Annotated in this window: 17 protein-coding genes and 1 pseudogene; 16 read left to right on the forward strand and 2 right to left on the reverse strand. The window is 44.9% G+C overall.

Annotated elements, in window-relative coordinates; genetic code table 11:
• Positions 1 to 386 precede the first annotated feature (386 nt).
• The 7 genes from ACTXGJ_RS07605 (at position 387) to ACTXGJ_RS07635 (ending at position 10,473) form a co-directional block, all read left to right on the forward strand.
• Entirely contained in the window at positions 387 to 2,033 is a 1,647-nt protein-coding gene (locus ACTXGJ_RS07605) for a cardiolipin synthase (protein WP_439243163.1), read from the forward strand.
• A 36-nt stretch (positions 2,034 to 2,069) separates the two neighbouring features.
• Positions 2,070 to 3,632: a tetratricopeptide repeat protein gene (locus ACTXGJ_RS07610; protein WP_443565572.1), complete on the forward strand. Its 1,563-nt coding sequence runs from the start codon at positions 2,070 to 2,072 to the stop codon at positions 3,630 to 3,632.
• A 76-nt stretch (positions 3,633 to 3,708) separates the two neighbouring features.
• The gene (locus ACTXGJ_RS07615) at positions 3,709 to 5,160 is read left to right on the forward strand and encodes a 3-deoxy-D-manno-octulosonic acid transferase (protein ID WP_443565573.1); all 1,452 of its coding nucleotides are present in this window, start codon (positions 3,709 to 3,711) and stop codon (positions 5,158 to 5,160) included.
• A complete protein-coding gene (locus ACTXGJ_RS07620; RefSeq protein ID WP_439243157.1) occupies positions 5,153 to 5,911 on the forward strand; it encodes a 16S rRNA (uracil(1498)-N(3))-methyltransferase in 759 nt (252 codons plus the stop codon). Before ACTXGJ_RS07615 ends, ACTXGJ_RS07620 begins: the two co-directional genes overlap by 8 nt.
• Before the next feature lie 178 nt (positions 5,912 to 6,089).
• Entirely contained in the window at positions 6,090 to 7,205 is a 1,116-nt protein-coding gene (locus ACTXGJ_RS07625) for an extracellular solute-binding protein (RefSeq protein ID WP_439243155.1), read from the forward strand.
• 49 nt (positions 7,206 to 7,254) lie between these two features.
• Positions 7,255 to 8,919, forward strand: coding sequence for an ABC transporter permease (locus ACTXGJ_RS07630; RefSeq protein WP_443565574.1), 1,665 nt, complete (start codon positions 7,255 to 7,257; stop codon positions 8,917 to 8,919).
• A gap of 165 nt (positions 8,920 to 9,084) precedes the next feature.
• On the forward strand, positions 9,085 to 10,473 hold the full coding sequence (locus ACTXGJ_RS07635) for an ABC transporter ATP-binding protein (protein WP_443565575.1): 1,389 nt from the start codon (positions 9,085 to 9,087) through the stop codon (positions 10,471 to 10,473).
• A 26-nt stretch (positions 10,474 to 10,499) separates the two neighbouring features.
• Here ACTXGJ_RS07635 and ACTXGJ_RS07640 read toward each other — a convergent pair whose 3' ends face one another.
• Positions 10,500 to 11,363 carry a methyltransferase gene (locus tag ACTXGJ_RS07640; protein ID WP_443565576.1) on the reverse strand — a complete coding sequence of 288 codons (864 nt, stop codon included), beginning with the start codon at positions 11,361 to 11,363 and terminating at the stop codon, positions 10,500 to 10,502.
• A 70-nt stretch (positions 11,364 to 11,433) separates the two neighbouring features.
• The gene (locus ACTXGJ_RS07645; protein WP_439243147.1) at positions 11,434 to 11,709 is read right to left on the reverse strand and encodes a hypothetical protein; all 276 of its coding nucleotides are present in this window, start codon (positions 11,707 to 11,709) and stop codon (positions 11,434 to 11,436) included.
• Positions 11,710 to 12,013: 304 nt separating this feature from the next.
• On the opposite strand from ACTXGJ_RS07645, the gene ACTXGJ_RS07650 reads away from it, so the two are divergent.
• The 9 genes and pseudogenes from ACTXGJ_RS07650 (at position 12,014) to ACTXGJ_RS07690 (ending at position 22,829) form a co-directional block, all read left to right on the forward strand.
• Entirely contained in the window at positions 12,014 to 13,657 is a 1,644-nt protein-coding gene (locus ACTXGJ_RS07650; protein ID WP_443565578.1) for an alpha/beta hydrolase family protein, read from the forward strand.
• Between the two features lie 252 nt (positions 13,658 to 13,909).
• Positions 13,910 to 14,017 (forward strand): annotated as a pseudogene (locus tag ACTXGJ_RS07655) (DNA gyrase subunit A); the annotation flags it as partial.
• 135 nt (positions 14,018 to 14,152) lie between these two features.
• Positions 14,153 to 14,851, forward strand: a complete 699-nt coding sequence (locus ACTXGJ_RS07660) for an SDR family NAD(P)-dependent oxidoreductase (RefSeq protein ID WP_439243143.1) — start codon at positions 14,153 to 14,155, stop codon at positions 14,849 to 14,851.
• Positions 14,852 to 15,314: 463 nt separating this feature from the next.
• A complete protein-coding gene (gene gyrA, locus ACTXGJ_RS07665; protein WP_443565579.1) occupies positions 15,315 to 18,140 on the forward strand; it encodes a DNA gyrase subunit A in 2,826 nt (941 codons plus the stop codon).
• Positions 18,141 to 18,340: 200 nt separating this feature from the next.
• Positions 18,341 to 19,009, forward strand: a complete 669-nt coding sequence (locus ACTXGJ_RS07670) for a glutathione S-transferase (protein ID WP_443565580.1) — start codon at positions 18,341 to 18,343, stop codon at positions 19,007 to 19,009.
• Between the two features lie 226 nt (positions 19,010 to 19,235).
• Positions 19,236 to 20,306: an EamA family transporter RarD gene (gene rarD / locus ACTXGJ_RS07675; RefSeq protein ID WP_439243137.1), complete on the forward strand. Its 1,071-nt coding sequence runs from the start codon at positions 19,236 to 19,238 to the stop codon at positions 20,304 to 20,306.
• Positions 20,307 to 20,538: 232 nt separating this feature from the next.
• Positions 20,539 to 21,207, forward strand: coding sequence for a glutathione S-transferase (locus ACTXGJ_RS07680; protein WP_439243135.1), 669 nt, complete (start codon positions 20,539 to 20,541; stop codon positions 21,205 to 21,207).
• 162 nt (positions 21,208 to 21,369) lie between these two features.
• Positions 21,370 to 21,597, forward strand: a complete 228-nt coding sequence (locus tag ACTXGJ_RS07685; protein WP_443565581.1) for a hypothetical protein — start codon at positions 21,370 to 21,372, stop codon at positions 21,595 to 21,597.
• A 29-nt stretch (positions 21,598 to 21,626) separates the two neighbouring features.
• The gene (locus tag ACTXGJ_RS07690) at positions 21,627 to 22,829 is read left to right on the forward strand and encodes a ribonuclease Z (RefSeq protein ID WP_443565582.1); all 1,203 of its coding nucleotides are present in this window, start codon (positions 21,627 to 21,629) and stop codon (positions 22,827 to 22,829) included.
• Positions 22,830 to 22,845: the final 16 nt, after the last annotated feature.

Consider the following 22,845-nt stretch of genomic DNA (forward strand, 5'->3'; position numbering starts at 1 on the left):
ACTGAAATCCTTTAAAGGAAATTTTCTAGAAACTCTGCATCTAAATAAATGCTAATGAATTTCTTAGATCTAGCTAAGAAAGACTGTCACCTCTTAATCAACTTCTAACAACTCAGAACCAATAAAGCTCCTTGCTGTGGGTGTGTATTATATAGATTTAGACATGTCTGTCAAACACTATTTTATAAATCGGTGAAATAAATAATTTCGGTAGTCAAAAGTGCGTAGGAATAGAGTCGCGGCATTATAAAACAGATATAGTAGCACGCTGTAAGGGCTGTACTTTTTTATTTAAAATTGACTATAAAAGTTTATAGATAAATACTATTTGATAAATTATAGGATAGAAGCTTACTATAGCAGTTTGTCTTTTCACGCCCTAATCATTGGAGCCTACCATAGATCCTTTAGCGACACCACAAACGCTTGCACCCTGGTCTTGGATCGACTTAGCCGGTCTAGGCTTAGTATTGCATATTACTTTGATGGTAGTCATGACTTTGCGCATCGTCACAGTACAGCGCAATATTGGCGTATCTATTGCTTGGATTGCTATGCTCTATACGCTGCCTTTGGTGGGGTTTAGCGCTTATCTTTTATTAGGGGAGCCAATGATTGGGCGGCGCTATCGGCAGCGAGTCGATCAAGCGCAGCTATTGACTAACGACATGGCGGCTCGTGAGCGTTTGGTTTTTGATCAAGGCCAAGATCTATTGTCCAATCATTATCGCGGTGTTAGCTTGATCGGAACGCGAAAGACTGGGTTTGGAGTGTTTGCCGGTCATCAAATGCAGCTGCTGACAAGTCCAAGCGCTATTTTTGATCAGCTTATTACCGATATAAATAATGCTGCTCATACTATCTATATGGAATTTTATATTGTCTATCCTAAAGGCCAAGTGCTCGAGGTGTTGCAGGCTTTGATCAGTGCGGCAAAGCGCGGGGTAGAGTGTCACATATTAGCTGACAGCGTCGGTAGTCTAGCTTTTGTTAATCGCAAGCACCATGAAGCATTAGAAAAAGCGGGTGTGTTTGTCCATCAGTCGCTGCCAGTAGGGCTGTTTAAGACCTTATTTAAGCGCTCAGACTTGCGTAATCATCGTAAGATTATTGTCATCGATGAGTATATAGGCTATACCGGCAGCTTTAATTTGGTTGATCCCAATTTTTTTAAACAAGATAAAAACGTCGGACAGTGGATTGATGTGATGATTCGTAGTACTAGCGTGCAACCGATTAGTATCGCTACGGCTATGACTAAAGTGGTGGTCACCGATATCGGCGCTGAGAGTCAAGATAATCTTTATGAGCTTGATAAGCGGGTGAATAATTACACGCGTAAGCTCTATGTGATGCATCCTACTATTAATGATCTCAATAGCCGGGTGCAAGTGCTCGACGAGGAATCAGATGAGCAAGAGAGTGCCGTGCAGCCGCTAGCAGGAACAAGCTTGATAGATATTGCGCCCATGCCTGTAGTAGATAATGTCGTCGCTCAGCTGATTCCATCAGCGCCGCAGCTGACAGGTCATGTGATTTATAATACCTTAGTAACAGTCATTCACCGAGCCAATACCCGTATTCAAATTACTACCCCTTATTTTGTGCCAGACGAAGCCTTATCTGGCGCACTAACTACGGCTGCAAGGCGCGGCGTCGATGTGACTTTGATCGTGCCAAAAAAGGTAGATTCATTCTTAGTGCAGCACGCCTCGCAGGCTTATTATCAAGAGCTGTTGGAGGCGGGCGTTAAGATCGCACGCTTTGAAGGCGGTTTGCTGCATACTAAAACGGTGGTCATTGACGATGATTACTGTCTGTTTGGTACGGTGAATATCGATATGCGTAGCTTTTATCTGAATATGGAAGTGACTTTGGCGATTTATACGCCAGAGATGGTGGCACAAGTTGTGAGCTGCCAAAATGCTTATTTACAGAATTGTCAATTCTTAGAGCTGTCATATTGGCAGCAGCGCCCTCGTTCTAAAAGCTTGTTTGATAATGTGATACGCTTGTTTAGTCCCTTGTTATAATTAGCACGTTCATTCACCTACAGGATACGTTTCGTTATGTCTGCTAGCTCTGATTCTTTTGTAGCCAAAACTTCACTTGATTATATCGCTGAAGGGTACTGGCAAGACTTTTTAGGAGAGCGACCTATCGCCGGTGGTATCGCTTATGAGGCGCAGCTGCAGGCTTGCAAGCTAGATGAGACGCTAGCGAGCTTGCAGCGCGTGGACACGCTGTTATCGCAAATACGCCGAGATAATGCTAAGCATGTCACAGCAGAAGCTGACTTATTGGCTGACGATCGCTTTCGGCATTTATTATGGTTCCTTGCGTTTTATGTCGGACGTATTTTAGCCCGTGAGTGGAAAAGCCTACCGCATTGGTATAGTCAGTCTGAGCTGCGTCGCCGTTATCCTGATCTGAGCTTATCTGTTGCTGATTTTTATCAAGAAATGGCGGTGGCTTATCGAGCAGATAGCCTTGAAGTAGATGGCACTCAAGTAAATAGCCCTGAAGTAAATAACGATCTGAATGATGCGAACCCTCATTTCAGTGCGTTATTTTTTGCTTTAGAGCCAATCGGCTTACGACTTTTCGGTCATATTGATCGGCAGTTTGTCGCCGCTCAAGGTGGGCAAATTGCTAGTGGCCTATATCAGGCGGTTAAAGAGCGCTTGCCTCAGATCCGTTCTCAAACCTCTCAGATGGCTACTACCACAGCAACGATTCAAAGACCTCAGGCGAACACAGAAAACAAGCCAGAATATCAGCAAAAATTAGGGCGAGGTCAATCGGTAGATATAGACACTAAGCCGCCTACTCATACTGTCTTATCGTCAACCACAGCGCAGTTAAAGCCAACTGAAAGTGGTAATAATCCTGCAATGACGGCGGATATTAAGGTTGATAACCATGTTAATAAAAGCCCTAATAGCCAGACCAAAAATCATAAAGCTGCTAATAAAAACTCCCAACCAACTCCTGAGGTTTTTACTCGTCTATTAACTGAGCTGAATGAGATTGAAGTCCCACAAAATGCTGGTATCAAGGAATACGAGCAAGCTTGTCACATACTCGATCAGTTCGAGCGTCATATTGCTAAGCAAAATAAACCGCGCGCGCAAGTCAAGTTCTCTGATACTCATCAGGCTGCTCACCAGCAAGCATTAAGTTTATTACAGAAGTCAGCCAATGCAGGCCATACTGCCGCTATGTTACGACTGGCGATGTATGAGCTATTAGGCGAAGTCATGACTGAGCCGAGTATAGACACTGAGAGTCCGGCCCATAAAGACAAAGCGGCTATAGGCAAAGCTAGCAAAGACAAAGGCATAAGCTTAGTTAAGCAAGCGGCTGATGCCAATGATAGCCGTGCCCAGCGCTTGTTAAGTAAGCTGTATTATCAAGGGTTTGGGCTTACGCAGGATATAGCTATGGGCAAATATTGGCTAGAGCAAGCAGCCGCTAATGGTCATCCTGAGGCGATGATTATCGATAAACAATGGCAGCAAGCACAGCTCTTGATGACGACTAAAGCCCAAGAACAGCATAGCTTAAAACGCTATCAGCTATTGATTGGCATGGTAGTGCTAGTCGCCTTATTATTAATTATTTTTGTCTGACTAATAGCGTTATTCTAATCATTTGCAGTAAAATTACCGCTTTTTATATTATTCATTAACCCAAGCTGAACCTCTCATGTCCTCTTCTTTTGTAGCGCCACCTTGGTATTATCGAGTAGCTATTGCTATTCTCAAGCCCTTATATCGTATGCAAGTTTGGCACCGCTCGCACAAGCGTGATAATTATCAGGAGGAGGTCGCTCAGCGTTTTGGCAAGACGTATCCTGCGCCGCCGCAACCGTCACAGGTAATGACCTCTAAACAAGCGCCAACAGTGATTTGGTGTCACGCGGTATCTCTAGGAGAGACCAATACTGCCGCTCCTTTATTGGACGCTTTGATGGCAAAAGGCTACGCTATTTGGCTGACTAATACCACTCAAACTGGTTTTGCTCGCGGAGCCAAGCGCTTCGCTGATGATATCGCGCAAGGGCGTTTGAGTCACAGTTATGTCCCTGTTGATAGTCCTGTCGTTATTGAGCGTTTTTTGACGCACGTGCAGCCTATTGCCGCTTTATTTATAGAGACTGAGCTGTGGGCTACTATTTTGAGCAAACTATCTGAACGGCGCATTCCGAGTATTTTGGTCAATGGACGCTTATCTTTATCATCCTTTAACAGCTATCAAAAGATCGGCGCGGTAAGCGCTAGCATGATGCAAAACTTAAGCTTAATCATCGCGCAAGATAACCAATCGGCAAAGCGCTTTCGTCAGCTTGGTGCGTCAAGCGCGCAAATTCGAGTAGCTGGTTCGTTGAAATGGGTGATTAATACGCCTACCTCTGCCAAGCAAGCTGAGCCAGACGCAACTAACATTGTAGGGCTTAAAACGTTGAATCGACCGTTATGGGTAGCGGCTAGCACCCACGAAGGCGAGGAGGAGGCTGCCTTATCTATGCAGCAGCGCTTATTAGCGGATACCAAATTAGCCAATACTCTATTGATTATAGTGCCGCGGCATCCTGAGCGTTTTGATGAGGTCGCTGATCTGATCAAAGCTCGCAGTTTAACACTGGCTAGACGTAGCTTAGATGAGCCTGTTAGCGCCCAAACGCAAGTTTATCTAGCGGATACGATGGGCGAGTTGATGCACTGGTATCAGCAAGCCGATGTCGCTCTAGTTGGCGGCTCGTTAGTGGATATTGGCGGTCATAATCCCGTAGAGCCCGCGAGCGTAGCAACGCCTATACTGATGGGCCAATATACGCAGTCTTGTCAAAGCGTAGTGGATAAATTAGCAGAGGTAGGCGCACTATATCAGCCGAACAATGAGCATTATCACTCTGATAAAGGTAGTTTACCCGTTATGGATGCTGCAAATAATTCCATTTCAAACTCTAAAATGCTCAGTGATAATGAACTTATCTATCAGCAGCTAGCGTTTTGGTTGAATCATTTGTCATCTGCCAAGTCAGCTGGGCAAGCAGGAGCGCAGATGACAGCCGAGCAACAATCGGTGCTAGAGCAGCAACTAACGATGATTGAGCAGGTTGTTGAGCAAAGCATCGATAAGGCAGTTTATGAATAGTATTTTATTACCAGAGGCGCAGTTTTCAGGTACTTTTGCCCGCATTGTTTCGCCTCTACAAATCGCTCATATCGATAAAGTATTAGGGCTAAAAGTAGGCGACACTATAAAGATTGGGCAACTGGGTGGCAAGCTCGGTAGCGCTATCATCGATGATATAACACCGACGGTTATTCAACTGCGCGAGGTGGAGCTCGCTCTTGCACCGCCTGCTAAGTTGGATCTAACCGTTATTTTAGCGCTGCCACGCCCAAAGGTGCTGCGCCGTTTGATTATGGATATGACCGCACTTGGAGTGGCAAACATCATCTTAATAAATAGCTATCGCAGCCAAAAAAGCTACTGGCAAAGTCCAACGCTTAGCCGCCTTGATGAGTTTGTGCTCGAAGGTTTGCAGCAAAGTGTCGATACTATCGCGCCGTCTATCACTATAGAGAAACGCTTCAAACCTTTTGTGGAAGACAAGCTGCCAGGTTTGCTCACCGCCGCAAAGGGACAGGCGATTGTGGCTCATCCTTATGGCTCGTTATCGCTGTCAGCATACTTACAGCGAGCTTATATTGATGGCGGCTTACCTGAGAATAATGGCTTACCTAAGATAGTTTGTATCGGTAGCGAGGGCGGTTGGATCGATTATGAGATTGAGCTGCTAGCTACGCAAGGCTGCCAAGCGCTCACTATCGGCCCAAGAATATTGCGTACTGAAGCGGCGGTGAATGTCATTGTCGGACAGTGGATTTTACATCGCTAATAAATGCTGTAAAACCGAGCCTTTAATAGGATATACCTGACAGAGCGAGTCGCATAAAGTTATTGATAATTAATCTCATTTCTATTAGTATGTGGTTTCTAGTTTTAAGCCGTTTATCTCGTTTTATATATTCCTTTATTGATGTTCTTTTATTTATAATCCAGCTTTGGAGAAAGCCATGTCGTTACAAGCGCTCAATGACTCAGTCGCGGTAAGTCAACCCATAAGAACCACGTTATCTGTGGCTATCTTTAGCATGATGTTAGGTTTGGTCGGTTGTAATCAAGCGCAGACGCCTGAACAGACGGCTGAGGGTGAGACGCCAACGACTGAGACTGAGGCAGCAACGGCCAATAGCGATCAAACGGTGACGATTTATTCGTCGCGTAATGAGCAGCTGATTAAGCCATTATTAGATCGCTATACCGAAGAGACTGGGGTTAAGATTGAGCTGGTGACCGATAAAACGGGCCCACTGATGGCGCGTCTGCAAGCAGAAGGAGATAACACGCCAGCCGACATGCTCTTGACCGTTGATGCCGGTAACTTATGGCAAGCAGGGGAGCAGGGTTTATTGCAGCCTGTGGCCTCTACCGTGCTAGAATCTAATGTTCCGGCGAAGTACCGTGATCCAGCGGGCAATTGGACTGGTTTATCACTACGCGCTCGTACTATCTTTTATGATCCTAGCAAGGTTGATGCTGAGGAGCTATCGACGTATGCCGATTTGGCCGATCCAAAATGGAAAGGCAAGCTATGCCTGCGCACCTCAAAAAAGGTCTATAACCAATCATTAGTTGCCAGTATGATTGAGCATTTAGGCCCCGAGAAAACCGAAGAGATCATCCGCGGCTGGGTGGATAATTTAGCTACTGATGTGTTCAGTGATGATACTAGTATGCTGGAAGCCATCGCTGCTGGTCAGTGCGAAGTGGGTATTGCCAATAGCTACTATTATGGACGTATCCTTGATGAAAACCCTGATTTTCCCGTAGAGATATTTTGGGCCAATCAAGACACCACCGGTACGCATGTCAACATCTCTGGCGCTGGCGTGGTAGCGGCATCAGACAATCCAGATGGCGCGCTTAAACTGATGGAATGGTTATCTTCTGATGAAGCGCAAGGCATCTATGCCAGCTCCGATAAAGAATATCCGGTAAAAGAAGGCGTTGATCAGTCAGATATGCTGAGATCTTGGGGCAGCTTTAAACAAGATGACATCAATGTACAAAAATTTGGCTCGCTGCAAACTCAAGCTATCCAAATGATGGATAAAGCTGGCTATAAGTAGGCTTTAATCATTAGAGTCGCTATAAAGGGTACAAGATGGTAGTAAGGTTATGTTAACGATACCAAAAGCGTCCGAACATCAAGACAATATAGGGACTCCGGACCTTGTTGTTGTTAAGGACCGTACCCTTCTTAAGCGTGTTTTATCAAAATCAGTCTTAGGACTGATTTCGTTGTTTATGCTGATACCGATTTTGATCGTCCTACTATCATGGACACAGCCGATGGCTGATATTTGGTCGCATATGGGCGAGTATGTGCTGCCGCAAGTGCTAAAAAACACCGCTATTTTATTAGCGATGGTGACGATCATCTCCGGTAGCCTAGGCACCTCGCTTGCTTGGGTAACCAGTATGTACCGCTTCCCAGGGCAACGGTTTTTTTCTTGGGCGTTGATGCTACCATTAGCGATACCTGCGTATGTCTTCGCCTTTGTGACGGTGGGGATTGTTGATTTTAGTGGGCCTTTGCAGACCAGCTTACGAGAGTTTGGCATTAGCACCGCTATTCCTTCAGTGCGCAACGTTTGGGGCGCAGGCTTTATTTTATCGCTTGCTTTCTATCCTTATGTTTACCTATTAGCTCGGCAAGCTTTTTTGTCGCAAGGTCACCGCGCTATCGAAGCGGGGCAGATGCTTGGGCTCAGTCGTAGCCGCGTGTTTTTTCGTTTAGCACTGCCGCAAGCGCTGCCTTGGATTATTGGCGGCTTACTGCTGGCGAGTATGGAGACTCTAGCGGATTTTGGTGCGGTGTCGGTATTTAATGTCGATACCTTTACCACTGCTATTTACAAGGCATGGTTTGGCTTTTTTAGTTTGACCACCGCAGCGCAACTGGCGGCTTTACTCATTGGCGTAGTATTTATTGTCGTGATATTTGAGCAGTATTGGCAGGCACGTCGCGGCAAAGAAAGCGCGCAAAGTAGCAATAAGCGTCTGACTAGTAATGCAGCAGCTAAATGGGGCATGACGCTGCTCTGTAGTCTTATATTTTTGTTAGCCTTTTTAGTACCGTTCTTGCAGCTACTGTATTGGACGGCGATGAACTACCGCCAAGACTTTGATGCGCGCTATATTGATTTTGTCACCAACAGTCTGCTTATCGCTAGCATGACCACAGTGCTGATTGCTTTTCTCGCTATCATTATTGCTTGGATTAAGCGTCAGTATGCCGATAAAAGCACGAAACTGATGACCACTTTAGCTAATTTAGGCTATGTAGTACCGGGCACAGTGCTAGCGGTTGGGGTGTTTATTCCTATTGCTTGGCTGGACAATCAGCTGATTGCTTTTGGTATTACCTCCAAGCAAGTATTATCGGGTAGCGTGATTGTCATGTTATTAGCGCTTTCAACCCGCTTCATGACCGTAAGCTTTCAGCCGGTCGATCGGCAATTACAGCGCCTAACCGTCAATCAAGAGGCCGCCGCTGAGCTCTTGAGCGCCAGTCCGCTACAGCGCTGGCGGCAAGTGGTGTTACCGGTGCTCAGTCCTGGGGTGCTGACGGCCTTATTAATGGGCTTTGTGGAAGTGATGAAAGAGATGCCGATTACCTTAATGACGCGTCGCCAAGGCTGGGATACGCTTGCAGTAAGAGTGTTTGAGATGACTAGCGAAGGCATGTGGGCGAGAGCGGCGCTACCAAGTTTGCTGATTGTCTTAGTGGGGCTAATACCAGTATGGATATTACTGCGTCAAAGTGAAAAGTATAACTAATCCGCGTAAATGACTATGTTAAATGATTAAAGTTTAGTGTTAGCACTTTCAAATGTGACACTCTTAAATTTAGCACCTTTAAGTTTAGCCTCTTTAAATAGTAGTCATCACCCTTAATATTGATAGTCGCTAGTCTTATTTATTGATAGCTTACGAGTACCTTCTATGTATACTAACTTGACTAATAATGCTCTAGACAAAGAAGATAAGAGTCAAAAAGAGCCTTCTGTAAAAAGCAGTCAAAAATCTGCAAAAGGTCTAGATCCAAAGCTTACAAGAGCCAAAGCCAGACTAGAAGCGAGTAAAAAATCATCTGTGATTCCTCTATCAGTGTTACCTCAAAAAGGCCAATCTATGCAAAATGAGCAAATGCTTGGACAAGTTGATGCTAATAGTGGAAAGCGCGCTTTGGGCAGCAACACTGAGCCTTTTTTAAAGGTAGAGGATTTGATCGTTGGCTATGATAATTTAACTATTGTCAATGGCTTATCGTTGAGCTTACAGCAAGGCGAGATTGGTTGTTTCTTGGGCTATAGCGGCTGCGGTAAAACTACAGCGCTGCGAGCGATAGCCGGTCTTGAACCTACCCGTCAAGGTAGAATTGAGCTCAATCATCAACGCCTAACCGAACAAGATAAACGCCACTCATTTGCAGTAGCTCCTGCCAAACGCAGTATGGGCATGGTATTTCAAGACTATGCGCTATTTGGTCATCTCAGTGTCGCTAAAAACATCGGTTTTGGTCTCAATAAATGGTCTGCAAGCGACAAAAAAGCGCGCGTAGCGGAGATGTTAGAGCTAGTGGGATTGAGTGAGCATGCAGATAAGCGTCCCGCTGAGTTATCGGGTGGTCAACAGCAGCGCGTGGCCTTAGCTCGGGCGCTGGCCCCTAAGCCCAAACTGCTACTACTTGATGAGCCTTTCTCTAATCTCGATGTGGTACTGCGCGAGTCACTAGCGATGAGCGTGCGTGACATCCTAAAACGCACCAATACGACTGCTATCTTAGTGACGCATGATCAAAACGAGGCTTTTGCGATAGCGGATAAAGTCGGGGTGATGCATCAAGGTAAACTCGTACAGTGGGCAACGCCAAGTGAGCTCTATCATGAACCCGTTAGTCCTTTTGTCGCAGAGTTCGTTGGCGAGGGCGCGATGATAGATGGCATCATCAAAGAGGGTCATGTTGAGACGGCACTTGGCGATATCTATCGGCGCATGGAGGTCTATGATGCTTCAGGTCAGCCGCAATACTGTGAGTATGACTATCCTAATGGCACGCCTATTAAAGTCCTCGTCCGTCCTGACGATATTATTCATGACGATGATAGCCCGCAGACTGCTCTAGTGGTTGGACGGGTGTTTCGCGGTGCTAACTATCTGTATCGCTTGCAATTAGAGAATGGTCAAACGGTGTTGTCACTTGTGGCGAGCCACCATAATCATGAGGTTGGCAGCCATATTGGTATTTTGCCATTACTTGAACATGTGGTAGTGTTTGATGAAAAAGACGTCAATGCGACCACGTGGTCAGAATACGATAGATCACACTGAGCGCTGTAGTGGAATTGACTAAAGCTTTAAGTCCCAGCAGTCGCTAAGATATGTAAATATCGTCCTAGCCATTTATAAGGGGTTAGTTGTGAATAGCGTAGCTCCATCTTTATCACCGCTTCTGGGTCATTATGTCCGCCACGCTTGAGCGGTGCATAATCATGAAAAACGCGCAGGCCACTCTCTAGCATGATTTTATAGTGATGGTATTGTAGCCACGCTTGCACCTCTTGCATAGCGACCGGATGATTAGGGGTTAGGCTCTTTTTATTATCGGCAGCATAATCGCCTTCGAGCGTACGATCCAGTAGATTAAAATTACCCATAATTAGATTACGATAGTCAAAGCTTGCAGGGTTATAAAAGCATAGCGATATCGCACCTTGAGGGCTTAGCTGCGCATCAAAAAAGTCCATTATCTCAGCAGGTTTGGCCAGCCACTCAAGTAAGGCATGGCAGAGTATCAGGTCGAATTTATCGCTATGGTCTTCAGCAAATTTAGCGGGTAGCTGCTGATAAGGACAAACCATCCAGGTGATATCAAGCTTGGTGTTATTATCTGCCTCAAAAGTCGCTACTTGCGTCTGCGCCTTTGACAGCATACTAGCTGAGATATCATTGATGACGAGCGTATGACCTTGCGCTGCCAGCTCTATAGCAATCTGCGCCAGTCCTGCGCCCACATCTAAGATACGCAGCGGCCGCCCTAAGCTTTGACTTTTTGTCTGAGCATACTCAAAGATATCTCGGCGCAGTACCGCAAGCCTAATCTTACCTTTTAATCCGCCATAGACCTTTTTTTCGAAATGATCGGCAATCGCCTCAAAGCTGCGATCGGTGCGGGCTTGTGTCGTTATGTCAGCTGAATTATCTTGAGTATGGTCTGTCATATGAGCTTATATTTTATTATTAAGGTAGAGGTGAGAAGTTTGGTAAAGTGGATACGCTTGTGCTTACCCTCTAGCGACGGCGTCTTAGCACCCACTTAAAGACTAGTTTGGCTAACATAATGATGACGAAGACCACAATGACAAAGACCCAAATGCCAGTGCCTTGTAGGTGTTGTTGATAGGCCTGAGCAAGATAGGCCGATAGCGCCATCGCTAGCAATAATGATCCCCAGCGCACAAAGGGTAGGGCGCGGTTATTATGGTTGGGAAAGTACTGCGCGTAGTCACTAGAGAAGCTGTAGAGCACCATTGCCAAAATCCAAACGATAGCTAAAACGATATCCATAAAAATGGCCTGCAAAAATAATAAGTTGAGAATTAGTCTTGATAACTGGTGAGAGAAAATGTGTAGTCAGTTTAGCGACTAAGAATATTTTGTCTATAACTATATTGGTTTGCTTAAAACCAAAAGCTTATCCAAGAGCCTGAATTATAAATTTTAGAGTATCTTTTATGAGCTTTTTACGGTATAAACAGTAAGGTACAAGCAATATTGATTATTAATTATCAAAGTAGTTCAATTGATAAAGTGGCTGTTACAGCTCAATAAGATACTCAAACTCTGTTACTCAATGCTAAGGATAGCGAATATGTCTCTCTCCCATTCTAATTTCTCCAAAAAACCAATCATGAATCGCGGCTTATTATCAGTAGCAGTAGCAAGTAGTTTATTACTAACGGCCTGCGGCGATGATGATAATGACTTCAATAAGCAAGTGTCAACGCCATCCTCAACAACAACTTCTGAGTTTGTAAAGACATTAAGTCAAGAGCAAATCGACACTCTCATTGGAGATACTGCTGACACCCCTGATGCGGAGTGCGGGGTGACTATCGAAAAGGTCAGCTATGCGACAGTCGGCGCTGCGAGAGAGGCAACCAATGCTACCGCAGCTTTGATGATACCGACAGGGGATAGCGATAAGTGCCAAGGTGATCGTCCTGTCCTGCTTTATGCTCATGGTACCACCACCGATAAGGGTTACGACTTTACCCAAGTTGGTAATGCTAGTAACCCTGCGGTAGGCGAGTCTACCTTGATTGCTTCTAACTTTGCGGCGCAAGGCTATATTGTCGTTGCACCCAACTATGCCGGCTACGATGAGTCAAAGCTTGATTATCATCCGTATCTAGTCGCTGAACAACAAGCTCAGGACATGGCAGATGCGTTAGAGAGTGCCCGTGCTGTTATCGATGAGCAAAAGCTTGCGAACAATATCAATTATACCAATATCGATGATTCTGATAAATTATATCTCTCTGGTTACTCACAAGGTGGTCACGTCGCTATGGCGACTGCTAGATTACTTGAGTCACAAAATAAAAAAGTGACGGCAATCGCACCGCTCTCAGGGCCTTATGCGTTGGCAGCCTTTGGCGACGAGATCTTTAAAGGGAACGTTAATATTGGTGCTTCTAGATTTGCGCCACTATTGGGTATCGGGCTACAAGAGAAGTATGGCAATATTTATGAGCAACCCTCAGATATCTTTTTGGATAAGTACGCTGACGTACGACTACCTAGTAATACAGCATTTGGCGATTTAGTAACAGCGGGCGAAGTGCCTAATAATGCCTTGTTCCAAAATAACCCGAGCAATCCGGCGCTGGAAGGATTAGGTAAAGGTGCTATATTTTCAATTTTAGGCGGCTATGATGATAGTAACTATCTGATAAAATCAGATTTTCGCGCCGCTTACGTGACTGACGCTATTAATAATCCTGATGGCCTAAACGTGGCTAATGGTAATCTTTTACCAGCCGCCAACCCGCAAAACAACTTACGTAAAGCGCTAAAAGATAACGATTTACGTGGTTACGTGCCGACTATGCCCACCCTGCTTTGTGGTGGTAATCAAGACCCAACAGTCTATTTTGATACCAATACAGGATCTATAACTAAGTTGCTACAAGCGGCTAGTGCTAACACTCCTAATTCAAACCTTAACATTACTGTCCTAGACGTCGATAGAGATAACGCTGATGCACGCCCAAACAATACGACTTTGACCACCATTGGACAAGCATCGATGAATACGTGGGACATTAACGACGTGGTAGATAGCGTACAAACTAGATTTAGTAATAGCGTGCAAAAAGTCAAAGATGATGCTACCGCACAAGGTGCCAATCCTTTATTAGCATTTTATAGTAACTATCATGGCGTATTAGTGACGGCAGCTTGTACACAAGCGGCTCGCGAATTCTTTGAACAAGACTTCGATCAGTCTTAAGCTAAAAATAGTGATTTGTAATTAGCCAATAACGTAGACAAAAACTGCATTCAAGAGGGTGCAGTTTTTTTGATTGCTTACCGATTTCTTCACGAATAAAGGTCGTTTATGAAGAGCAAATAACCGCAGTTTTTTATTATAAAATAAAGCCTACTAATCAGTTGTTTTGATTGATTTTATTAGTATATAGATATCCCTAAGCAGGCAAATTTTTGCTAAAATAGTCCTCTTTGTTTACTACTAAATGACTACAACAAGCCTTATAAAAAATCGGCACGTGTGGTCGGTGATGTTATCGGTAAATATCACCCACATGGCGACAGTGCTGTTTATGACATTATTGCGCGGATGGCGCAGGAAATCATCGCTGATGTATTCCGCCCCAGCCTTTCTACTCACCTTTTATTACGGGTGTTCTGCTAAGTCCTTGACTGGGAACTATATTTTGGGAAGAACTTTTTTTACTATTATTGTGCACTGTAGGGGGTATTCACAATGACTTCTCTCGCGCTCGTTGTAGGTGCTGGCTCGGGCTTGTCGGCTTCGATTGCTCGTGCGCTTGCTCAGCGCTCCTATCGCTTGATCTTGGTAGCCCGAGATATAAGCAAACTGGATGCTCTCTGCGCCGAGGTTAACGCTACTGCACTGCAGTGTGATGCCAGTAAGCCGGATGACGTTGCTGAGCTATTCAGGACGATCGACGGTATGGATGGCACTCTTGATGTTGCCGTTTACAATCCGAGTCCTTGGATTCGGGGTCCGATCACTGAGCTTGACCCGATTGAAGTGCACAAAGTAATTGAAGTAACGGCGTTTGGGGCATTCCTGATGGCCCAGCAGGCTGCCGCACGGATGCTAAATGATGGCAGCGGCACAATGCTGTTTACCGGTGCCTCCTCTGGGGTGAAGGGCTACGCTAACTCTGCTGCCTATGCGATGGGCAAGTTTGCCTTGAGAGGTCTGTGTCAATCATTGGCACGCGAGCTTCATCCTCAGAATATTCACATCGGGCATGTGGTCATCGATGGCCGTATTGGTAAGGCCGGACAGGAAGAAAACTCAACATCTTCTGACCCAACGTACAGTCCAATGGATCCTGATGAGATCGCCCAGAACTATATACATCTGATCGAGCAGCATCGGTCTTCTTGGAGTTGGGAAATCGAGCTACGACCGTGGGTGAGGCAGTTCTAGTGTGTGTCGCGATCCCGGTCAGCGGACGATTGCCTCTACTGGACGTCGATTGACCCGACATTTAGGTCATATATACACTTGGGACTTAACGTTAGAGTCTAATCTGAATGTCGAATTAATCTGACCCTGTAATACTGTAGTGGTCTAGTCTTTTTGACCACGGGTTTGTAGTATTTAAGATACCAACGTTGACCACCTTAATTTATTGTTGAATTCAGCGATCATAATAGCGCATTTTTGATGGGTCTTATTGGCGCACACAACGCCCTATAAGAGCAGTTTTGTGCTAAAATAGTCCTCTTTGTTTACTACTAAAACGATCATCAGTTTTCCAAGATTTTTCACGCTTTATGGTGTTGTTTTACCGGTTGATTTTTTGATATTTATCACAGTTCGCTTAGACCGGTGAGCTATCTATAAAGCCTGCAAAATTAATGAAGAGAATATGAGTGAAGGAGTGTATATGAGCGAGTCGGTCAGTCCTATTGGCATTGTAGATGAATTAAAACAGTCCTACTTAGATTATGCGATGAGTGTGATTGTCTCGCGCGCGCTACCTGATGTCCGTGACGGCTTCAAGCCAGTACATCGCCGCGTCATGTACGCGATGCATGTGCTCTCTAACGACTACAACAAGCCTTATAAAAAATCGGCGCGTGTGGTCGGTGATGTGATTGGTAAATACCACCCACATGGCGACAGCGCAGTCTATGATGCTATCGTACGTATGGCGCAGGACTTTAGCTTGCGTTATCCTATGGTCGATGGTCAAGGTAACTTTGGCTCGATTGATGATGATCCACCGGCGGCGATGCGTTATACCGAAGTGCGCATGACCAAGCTCACCCATCAGATGCTAGGCGATTTGGACAAAGATACTGTCGATTGGGAAGACAACTACGACGGCTCCGAGCGTATGCCTAGCGTGTTACCCGCTCGTGTGCCCAACCTATTGGTCAATGGCGCGACCGGTATTGCGGTCGGTATGGCGACCAATATGGCGCCGCATAACTTAACTGAGGTCATTAATGCCTGTCTAGCTTATGCTGAGAATCCGCAAATCTCGGGCGAAGAGCTGATGACTCACATCTCAGGCCCTGACTTCCCGACAGGCGGTATCATCTATGGCCGCGCGGGTATTCAAGACGCTTACCGCACGGGCAAAGGCCGCTTACATGTGCGCGGTCGCTATCATATTGAGCCGATGAGCGACACAGGGGTCAACCGTGATCGTGAGCGTATTGTCTTCACCGAGGTGCCTTATCAAGCCAACAAAGCTAAGCTGATTGAGCGTATCGCAGAATTAGTACGCGACAAAAAAATCGAAGGTATCACAGAGATCCGCGATGAGTCTGACAAAGACGGTATGCGTATCGCTATTGACCTGCGCCGCGGCGAAACCGCTGAAGTTATCGTCAATAATTTGTTCTTGCAGACGCCGCTTGAGACTAGCTTTAGTATCAATATGGTGGCCCTCGATAATGGCCAGCCTAAGCTATTAACCTTGCGTCAGCTGATTGCTGCCTTTGTGCGTCATCGTCAAGAAGTGGTGACGCGCCGTACCATTTATGAGCTTAATAAAGCGCGGGTTCGCGGTCATCTGCTCGAGGGCTTGACGGTCGCTTTAGCCAATATTGATGATATTATCGCCGCGATCAAAGCATCTGCTAGCCGCGGTGAAGCGCGTGAGAGCTTGCTTGGTAATACTTGGGGCTCAGGTAGCGTCGTCGCTATGCTAAAGGCAGCCGGTAGTCAATCGGTACGCCCTGAGTATATAGAAGGCGAAGATCCCAAAGCGCCGTTTGGGCTTATCGATGACACGATTAAAGGCGAGCAAAGTTATCGCTTATCGCTTGAGCAGGTCAATGCGATTTTAGAGATGCAATTGCATCGTCTGACCGGCCTTGAGCAAGATAAATTGACCGAAGAATATCAAGACTTGTTACGTGAGATTGCTAATTTAGAATCTATTCTAGGCGATTTTAGTAAGCTGATGACCATTATCTCTAACGAGATGATTGAGATCCGTGAGAACTTTGGCGACGAGCGCCGCACCGATATCATCGATTCGCGTACTGACTTTAGCCGCGAAGATTTGATTCCTGAGCAGACGGTCGTGATGACGGTTTCGCGTACTGGCTATGCCAAGACGCAGCCTATCGACGATTATGTGGCGCAAAAACGTGGCGGCAAAGGCAAGTCAGCGACGGCGATGAAAGAAGATGATGTCATCGATCACCTTTTGGTTACTTCAACGCATGCTACTGTCTTGTGCTTCACGGATACCGGCCGCGTCTTTAGTCTACGTGGCTTTGAAGTGCCGATTGCCAGTCGCGGTTCGCGAGGTCGTCCTTTAGTCAATCTGATTGGCTTAGCAGGTGATGAGTCGGTGACGACGATACTGCCTATTCCGAAAATAGTAGAAGAGTCCTCTGCAAAACATGAACTTACGGTAAACGAGATAGACGAGGATTCATTAGAAGGTAGCACTACTGCCGAGCCGCCTTTTGTCTTCTTTGCGACGGCTAATGGTACGGTGAAGCGCGTAGAACTCAAGCAGTTTGCCAATATTCGCTCCAATGGTTTGATCGCGGTAAATTTAGAGGAAGGCGACAAGTTAGTCAGCGCGCGTATCACTAACGGTAGCCAAGAAGTTATGCTATTTGCCTCCAGTGGTAAAGCCATACGCTTCGATGAAAACGATGCCCGAGCTATGGGCCGTACTGCCAAAGGCGTGCGCGGTATGCGTTTAAAAGATGATGAGTTTATTAAATCTTTAGTGGTTATTGAAGATGATGTTCGCGAGATTCTGATTGCCTGTGAAAACGGTTTTGGTAAGCGTACTTTTATTGAAGAGTTCAATACGCAGAATCGCGGCGGTGGCGGCGTTATCGCTATCAAAACTAGCGAGCGTAATGGCGCTTTGGTTCGTGCAACCAAAGTCGATCCAGAAGATGATATTATCTTGATATCAGATAAGGGCACTTTAGTACGTACGCCTGTCGAGCATGTTGCTAGTGCTGGCCGTAATACTCAAGGGGTGACCTTGATCCGTCTGTCTAAAGATGAGAAGCTAGTCGCTATGGCAAGGGTTGAGCATGAAGAAGACGACAACGAGCTGATTGAAGCCATGCGTGAGGATGGTACTTTTGACGTTGATGGTCAAGAGCAGGCAGATATCGATGCGGCCACCGCTAGCGGCGCAAACGATGATATTAGTGACGCTGTCGATATCGCCAACGACTATTCATTAGAGGATGAGGATAGCGAAGTTAACGACGAAAAATAAACCTCTAGCGCCATCAATGGCACTCTAATTTTAACCTTTTTAAAAAAAAGCCTCTAACCTCATCGTTGGAGGTTTTTGCTTTTAGCAAATTTGATGCCAGAATGAAAGAGGCAAACTACCAGTTAGTATCAAAGTTCAAGAAACTACGCTACTATCAATCAACGATGGCCTTTTATAATTGACTTAAATCAGGATGACTTATGTTACATCTGCATCATTTACAAAACTCTCGCTCTTTTCGTATTGTTTGGCTTTTAGAAGAACTGAAGGCTGATTATGAGTTAACTAGCTATGATCGTACCAAAGCTTACTTAGCGCCGGATAGCCTAAAAAAGGTGCATCCGCTAGGGCATGCGCCGATATTAGAAGTCGATGGTCGACCCTTATTGGAGTCTGGTTTTATTATTGAGTATTTGCTTAAGTATTATGATGACGAGCAAAGTTTGAAACCTGCCGATAGCGATGAGACGGCGTGGGAACATTATACTTTTTGGCTGCATTTTGCCGAAGCTTCAGCGATGCCGCCACTGGTCATGCGTTTGGTGTTTAATAAAGTCGTACAGAGATCACCGCTACTGATAAAGCCTGTCGCTAAAGGCATTCAGAAGCAGGTCGAAAAAAGTATGATAGCGGATAGTATTAGCGCTGTTTTGACCATGATGGAAGCGCATTTGCAAAATAACACTTGGTTTGCAGGTGAGAGTTTTAGCGCCGCTGATATTCAAGTATACTTTGTAGCTATTGCCGCTCAATCTCGTACTGCATTAGCAGAGGGCGGTTACCCTAATATAAGCGCTTGGATTAAGCGCTGTCAACAACGAGAGGCGTTTAAGCAAGCTGAAAATAGAGGGGGCCGTATTGTCATGTAGTGATTAGATATTTGCTAGATTAAGCTCGTTTTAGTCTCCAATTATTTTATATAACCACTCACGCTAAATTACTAGTTTGCTAATCTCACGGCCTCTTATAAAGAGCCTCTGACACCCTTGTTAGAGGCTTTTACTATTTTCATTAACAAGACATTTATTTTTCTATAGTTCTAGACCTTTTTTACCTGCTGCTTTCTGTATCAGCTCATTTTGTAAGGCTGCTGTTATGCTCAAGACCAATCAAACCGTACAAGGAACTATCGCCGGATCGCTTGCGAGCTTTTTATTCTCGCTATTATTCTTATTTGGTTTATTGATGCAGCCTTTAACAGGCACGCAAGTAGCGTCATGGCGGGTCATTATGATGCTTATCAGCCTGACAGTATTGGTCAGCTTAACTAAGCAGTGGCAGCATGTTTTTGATTATCTAAAAACCTTAAAGACTTTAAAAGAGTGGCTAATATTTATTCTACCTACGCCGATTTTGGGCGGACAGATTTGGCTATTTATGTGGGGGCCGGTCAATGGCTTAGGACTCGATGTCACTTTGGGCTATTTTTTATTGCCATTAGTGATGATCATGGTAGGGCGTTTTTTTTATAAAGAGTATATGAGCGCTCTGCAGTGGTTAGCAGCGCTAGTAGCGGCGCTAGGCGTCGCGTATGATATTTATCAATACGGCACGATATCTTGGGCGACTTTATTTGTCTGTTTAGGATATCCGCCGTACTTTTTGATGCGTCGCAAGCTTGCCGTGCCACCGATCACCGGTCTATTGTCTGATCTGACTTTACTGTTGCCGGTGGTGCTTTTTGCGCTGTATAGCAGTGGCGGCTTTAGTGTAGCGCTAAGCGATAACAAGTTTTGGTACTTTTTGCCACTATTAGGAATATTTAGCGCGCTTGCAATGTCGCTGACGATGGTAGCTAGTAGTAAATTGCCGGTGTCATTATTTGGAACTTTGAGCTATTTAGAGCCAATTTTCTTATTTATATTCTCTATTACAGTATTGAGTCAGAGCCTCGATGAGGGTGGCTCGTTATTTATGTATAGCATGATTATAGTGGCTTTAGCGATTATGATTATAGACAGCGCTAGAGGTTATCTATATCGTCGCCGCGAAGATCGGTTGCATGGTTATAATGAGCCCTTAGTACATAGCTTTCCTTCGCGTCAACGTCTCAAAAATCGCCGTATTGAAGGGATATTAGCGGCTAGGCGTTTTCGCAAAATCAGCCGCTATCAACAAAAAATAGCGAAAATGTCGCGTAAGATTGATAAATTAAATACTAAGTAAGTCAACTCTTTCGAGCACATACAGTATTTATAGATAAACTCCAGGGCTGCGAAACTTTGACCGGTTAGATATTATTTTTGGTAACTGTAATAGACTTTGCTGGTGTTAAAGGGGGATTGACTGAGATATGATGATATTAAAGTGGTAAGACTTTAAATCATTGGTATCTATATCATTCACCATCACAATCCATCAGCTGGCTCAATTTATCAAAATATTATTAGGAGAATTTATGTTGCATCTTCATCATCTAGAAAACTCGCGCTCTTTTCGTATTTTATGGCTATTAGAGGAATTGGGGGCTGACTATCAGCTCACTTGTTATAATCGAACCAAAGCTTACCGCGCCCCAGATAGCCTAAAAGAAGTACATCCACTAGGTCATGCGCCAATATTAGAAGTAGATGGACGTCCACTAATAGAGTCAGGATTCATTATTGAATATTTACTCAAGCACTATGATAAAGAGCAGCAGTTTAAGCCTGCAGATGACAACGAAGCCGCTTGGGAGAAATATACCTTTTGGCTGCACTTTGCAGAAGCGTCAGTTATGCCGCCGCTAGTGATGCGTTTGGTATTTACCAAAGTGGTGCAGCAATCACCGATGCTGATCAAACCGGTCAGTAAAAAGATTCAAGCGCAGATCGAAAAAAGCATGATTAAATCAAGCCTAGATCCAATATTTGCGATGATGGAGAAGCATTTAGAAGATAACCAATGGTTTGCGGGTAGTGAATTCAGTGCTGCCGATATTCAAATGCATCTGCCAATATTAGGCGCCAATGCAGGCGAAGGTTTGAATAGAAAAAAATATGCCAACATTCTAAACTGGCTCAAACGCTGTGAAGAGCGTCCGGCCTTTAAGCGCAGCGAAGAGAAGGGCGGTCGTCTGAACTTCTAAGCGGTTAAAAACCAGCAAGATGGCTTTATAGGTATAAGTGAAAAGCGTGTCATTCAATTCGTTGATGATGCGCTTTTTGATTATAATGACTAGCAAATGATTTTCTATTTAGTAGACTTTGTAATAGCAAAATACAATTAAACGCTGCAAAAAGGTAAGATAATGAAAGAGCCAAATAAAACGACTAACGAGCCTTTTGAGGAAGAGATTATCGAGCAGCAGCCAATCTCGCTAAAGTCTTGGGGACAAAAACTACTAGTCGCGCTGCTTTGTATCGCAAGTTTTTATGGTGGCTGGAAGTCTTACGAGTCTAATATGGCGAACGAATGTTACGCTATTGGTGGGCAAATCATTGAAGGAAAACGCACGTTTATTTGTGAATTACCTTAGTTTTGACTTTAAGGAGTAAGCCGTAAGCTATGCTACAACTGACCTTTTTGGGCACTTCAGCGGGAGTACCAACTAAGCAGCGTAATGTCACCGCGCTCGCTATCGAATGCCTAAATCCTTACTTCTCTAGTCAAAATCAGCCACACAAAAAATCACGACCTTGGCTACTTATCGATTGCGGCGAAGGCACTCAGCAGCAACTGCTACAGACTAAACTGTCTTTGCATCAGCTGACGGCTATCTGTATCACTCATGTGCATGGTGATCATTGCTATGGCCTGCCAGGTCTGCTCGCAAGCATCGCTATGTCAGGACGCACTGCGCCGTTGACCATTATTGCGCCCAAAGCCATCGATGCATTTCTTACTGCCATACAATCAACCACTGAGCTGCATTTTACTTTTGCTATCGACTTTATAGCGATAGAAGATATTTTGTCCAATAAAAATATCGCTGCAGATGACAGTAAACAAAGTAGTGATGATACAAATGAGAGAACTGTCAGTAGTCAAATGCAGACTGATAAAATAAAATTGGCTTTAGATAATCAGCATGAGTTAGAGATTGATATCACCAAGCTGTCGCATCGGGTGGCCTCACATGCTTTTGGGGTGACACAAACGATTAGTCAGCGGGTGCTTGATACGGATAAGTTAAAAGCGGCGGGCATCCCTGCTAGCCAGTTATGGGGTCAATTGCAGCAGGGCCATGATGTCTACCTTGCAGATGGGCAGCAGCTACTATCGGCAGAGTATGTGTATAATAACCAACGGCGTACACGAATAGTGGTGGCAGGCGATAACGATAGACCAGAGCTATTGAATACGGCTGTCAAAAACGCGGATTTACTAATACATGAAGCGACTTATACCAACGAGATAAAAGCACGTATTTTAGCCAAAATGTCTAGCAAGGCAGGCTTTGATCCTATGCATAGTAGCGCTCAACAAGTGGCGCAATTTGCGAAGGACAGCGGTCTACAAAATTTAATCTTGACTCATTTTAGCGCTCGTTATCAGAACTTTGATAATCCTAATAGCGATACTGCTAATATGAGTCATCTTCGCTTAGAAGCTGAAGCGTTTTATCAAGGTAATTTATGGTTAGCCGAGGACTTTGCGCAATATTTAGTGGCAGGCCAAGCAGTTACTGCTAAGCCTGATCGTAAATCTGACAGTCATCCTGACAGCACAGTACAGTATTTAGGTCTTATAAAAAAAGCTAGTAAATAAATGAGTCTCTCAAAAT

The sequence above is a fragment of the Psychrobacter sp. 1Y11 genome, assembly GCF_052259045.1.
Classification (GTDB): Bacteria; Pseudomonadota; Gammaproteobacteria; order Pseudomonadales; family Moraxellaceae; genus Psychrobacter.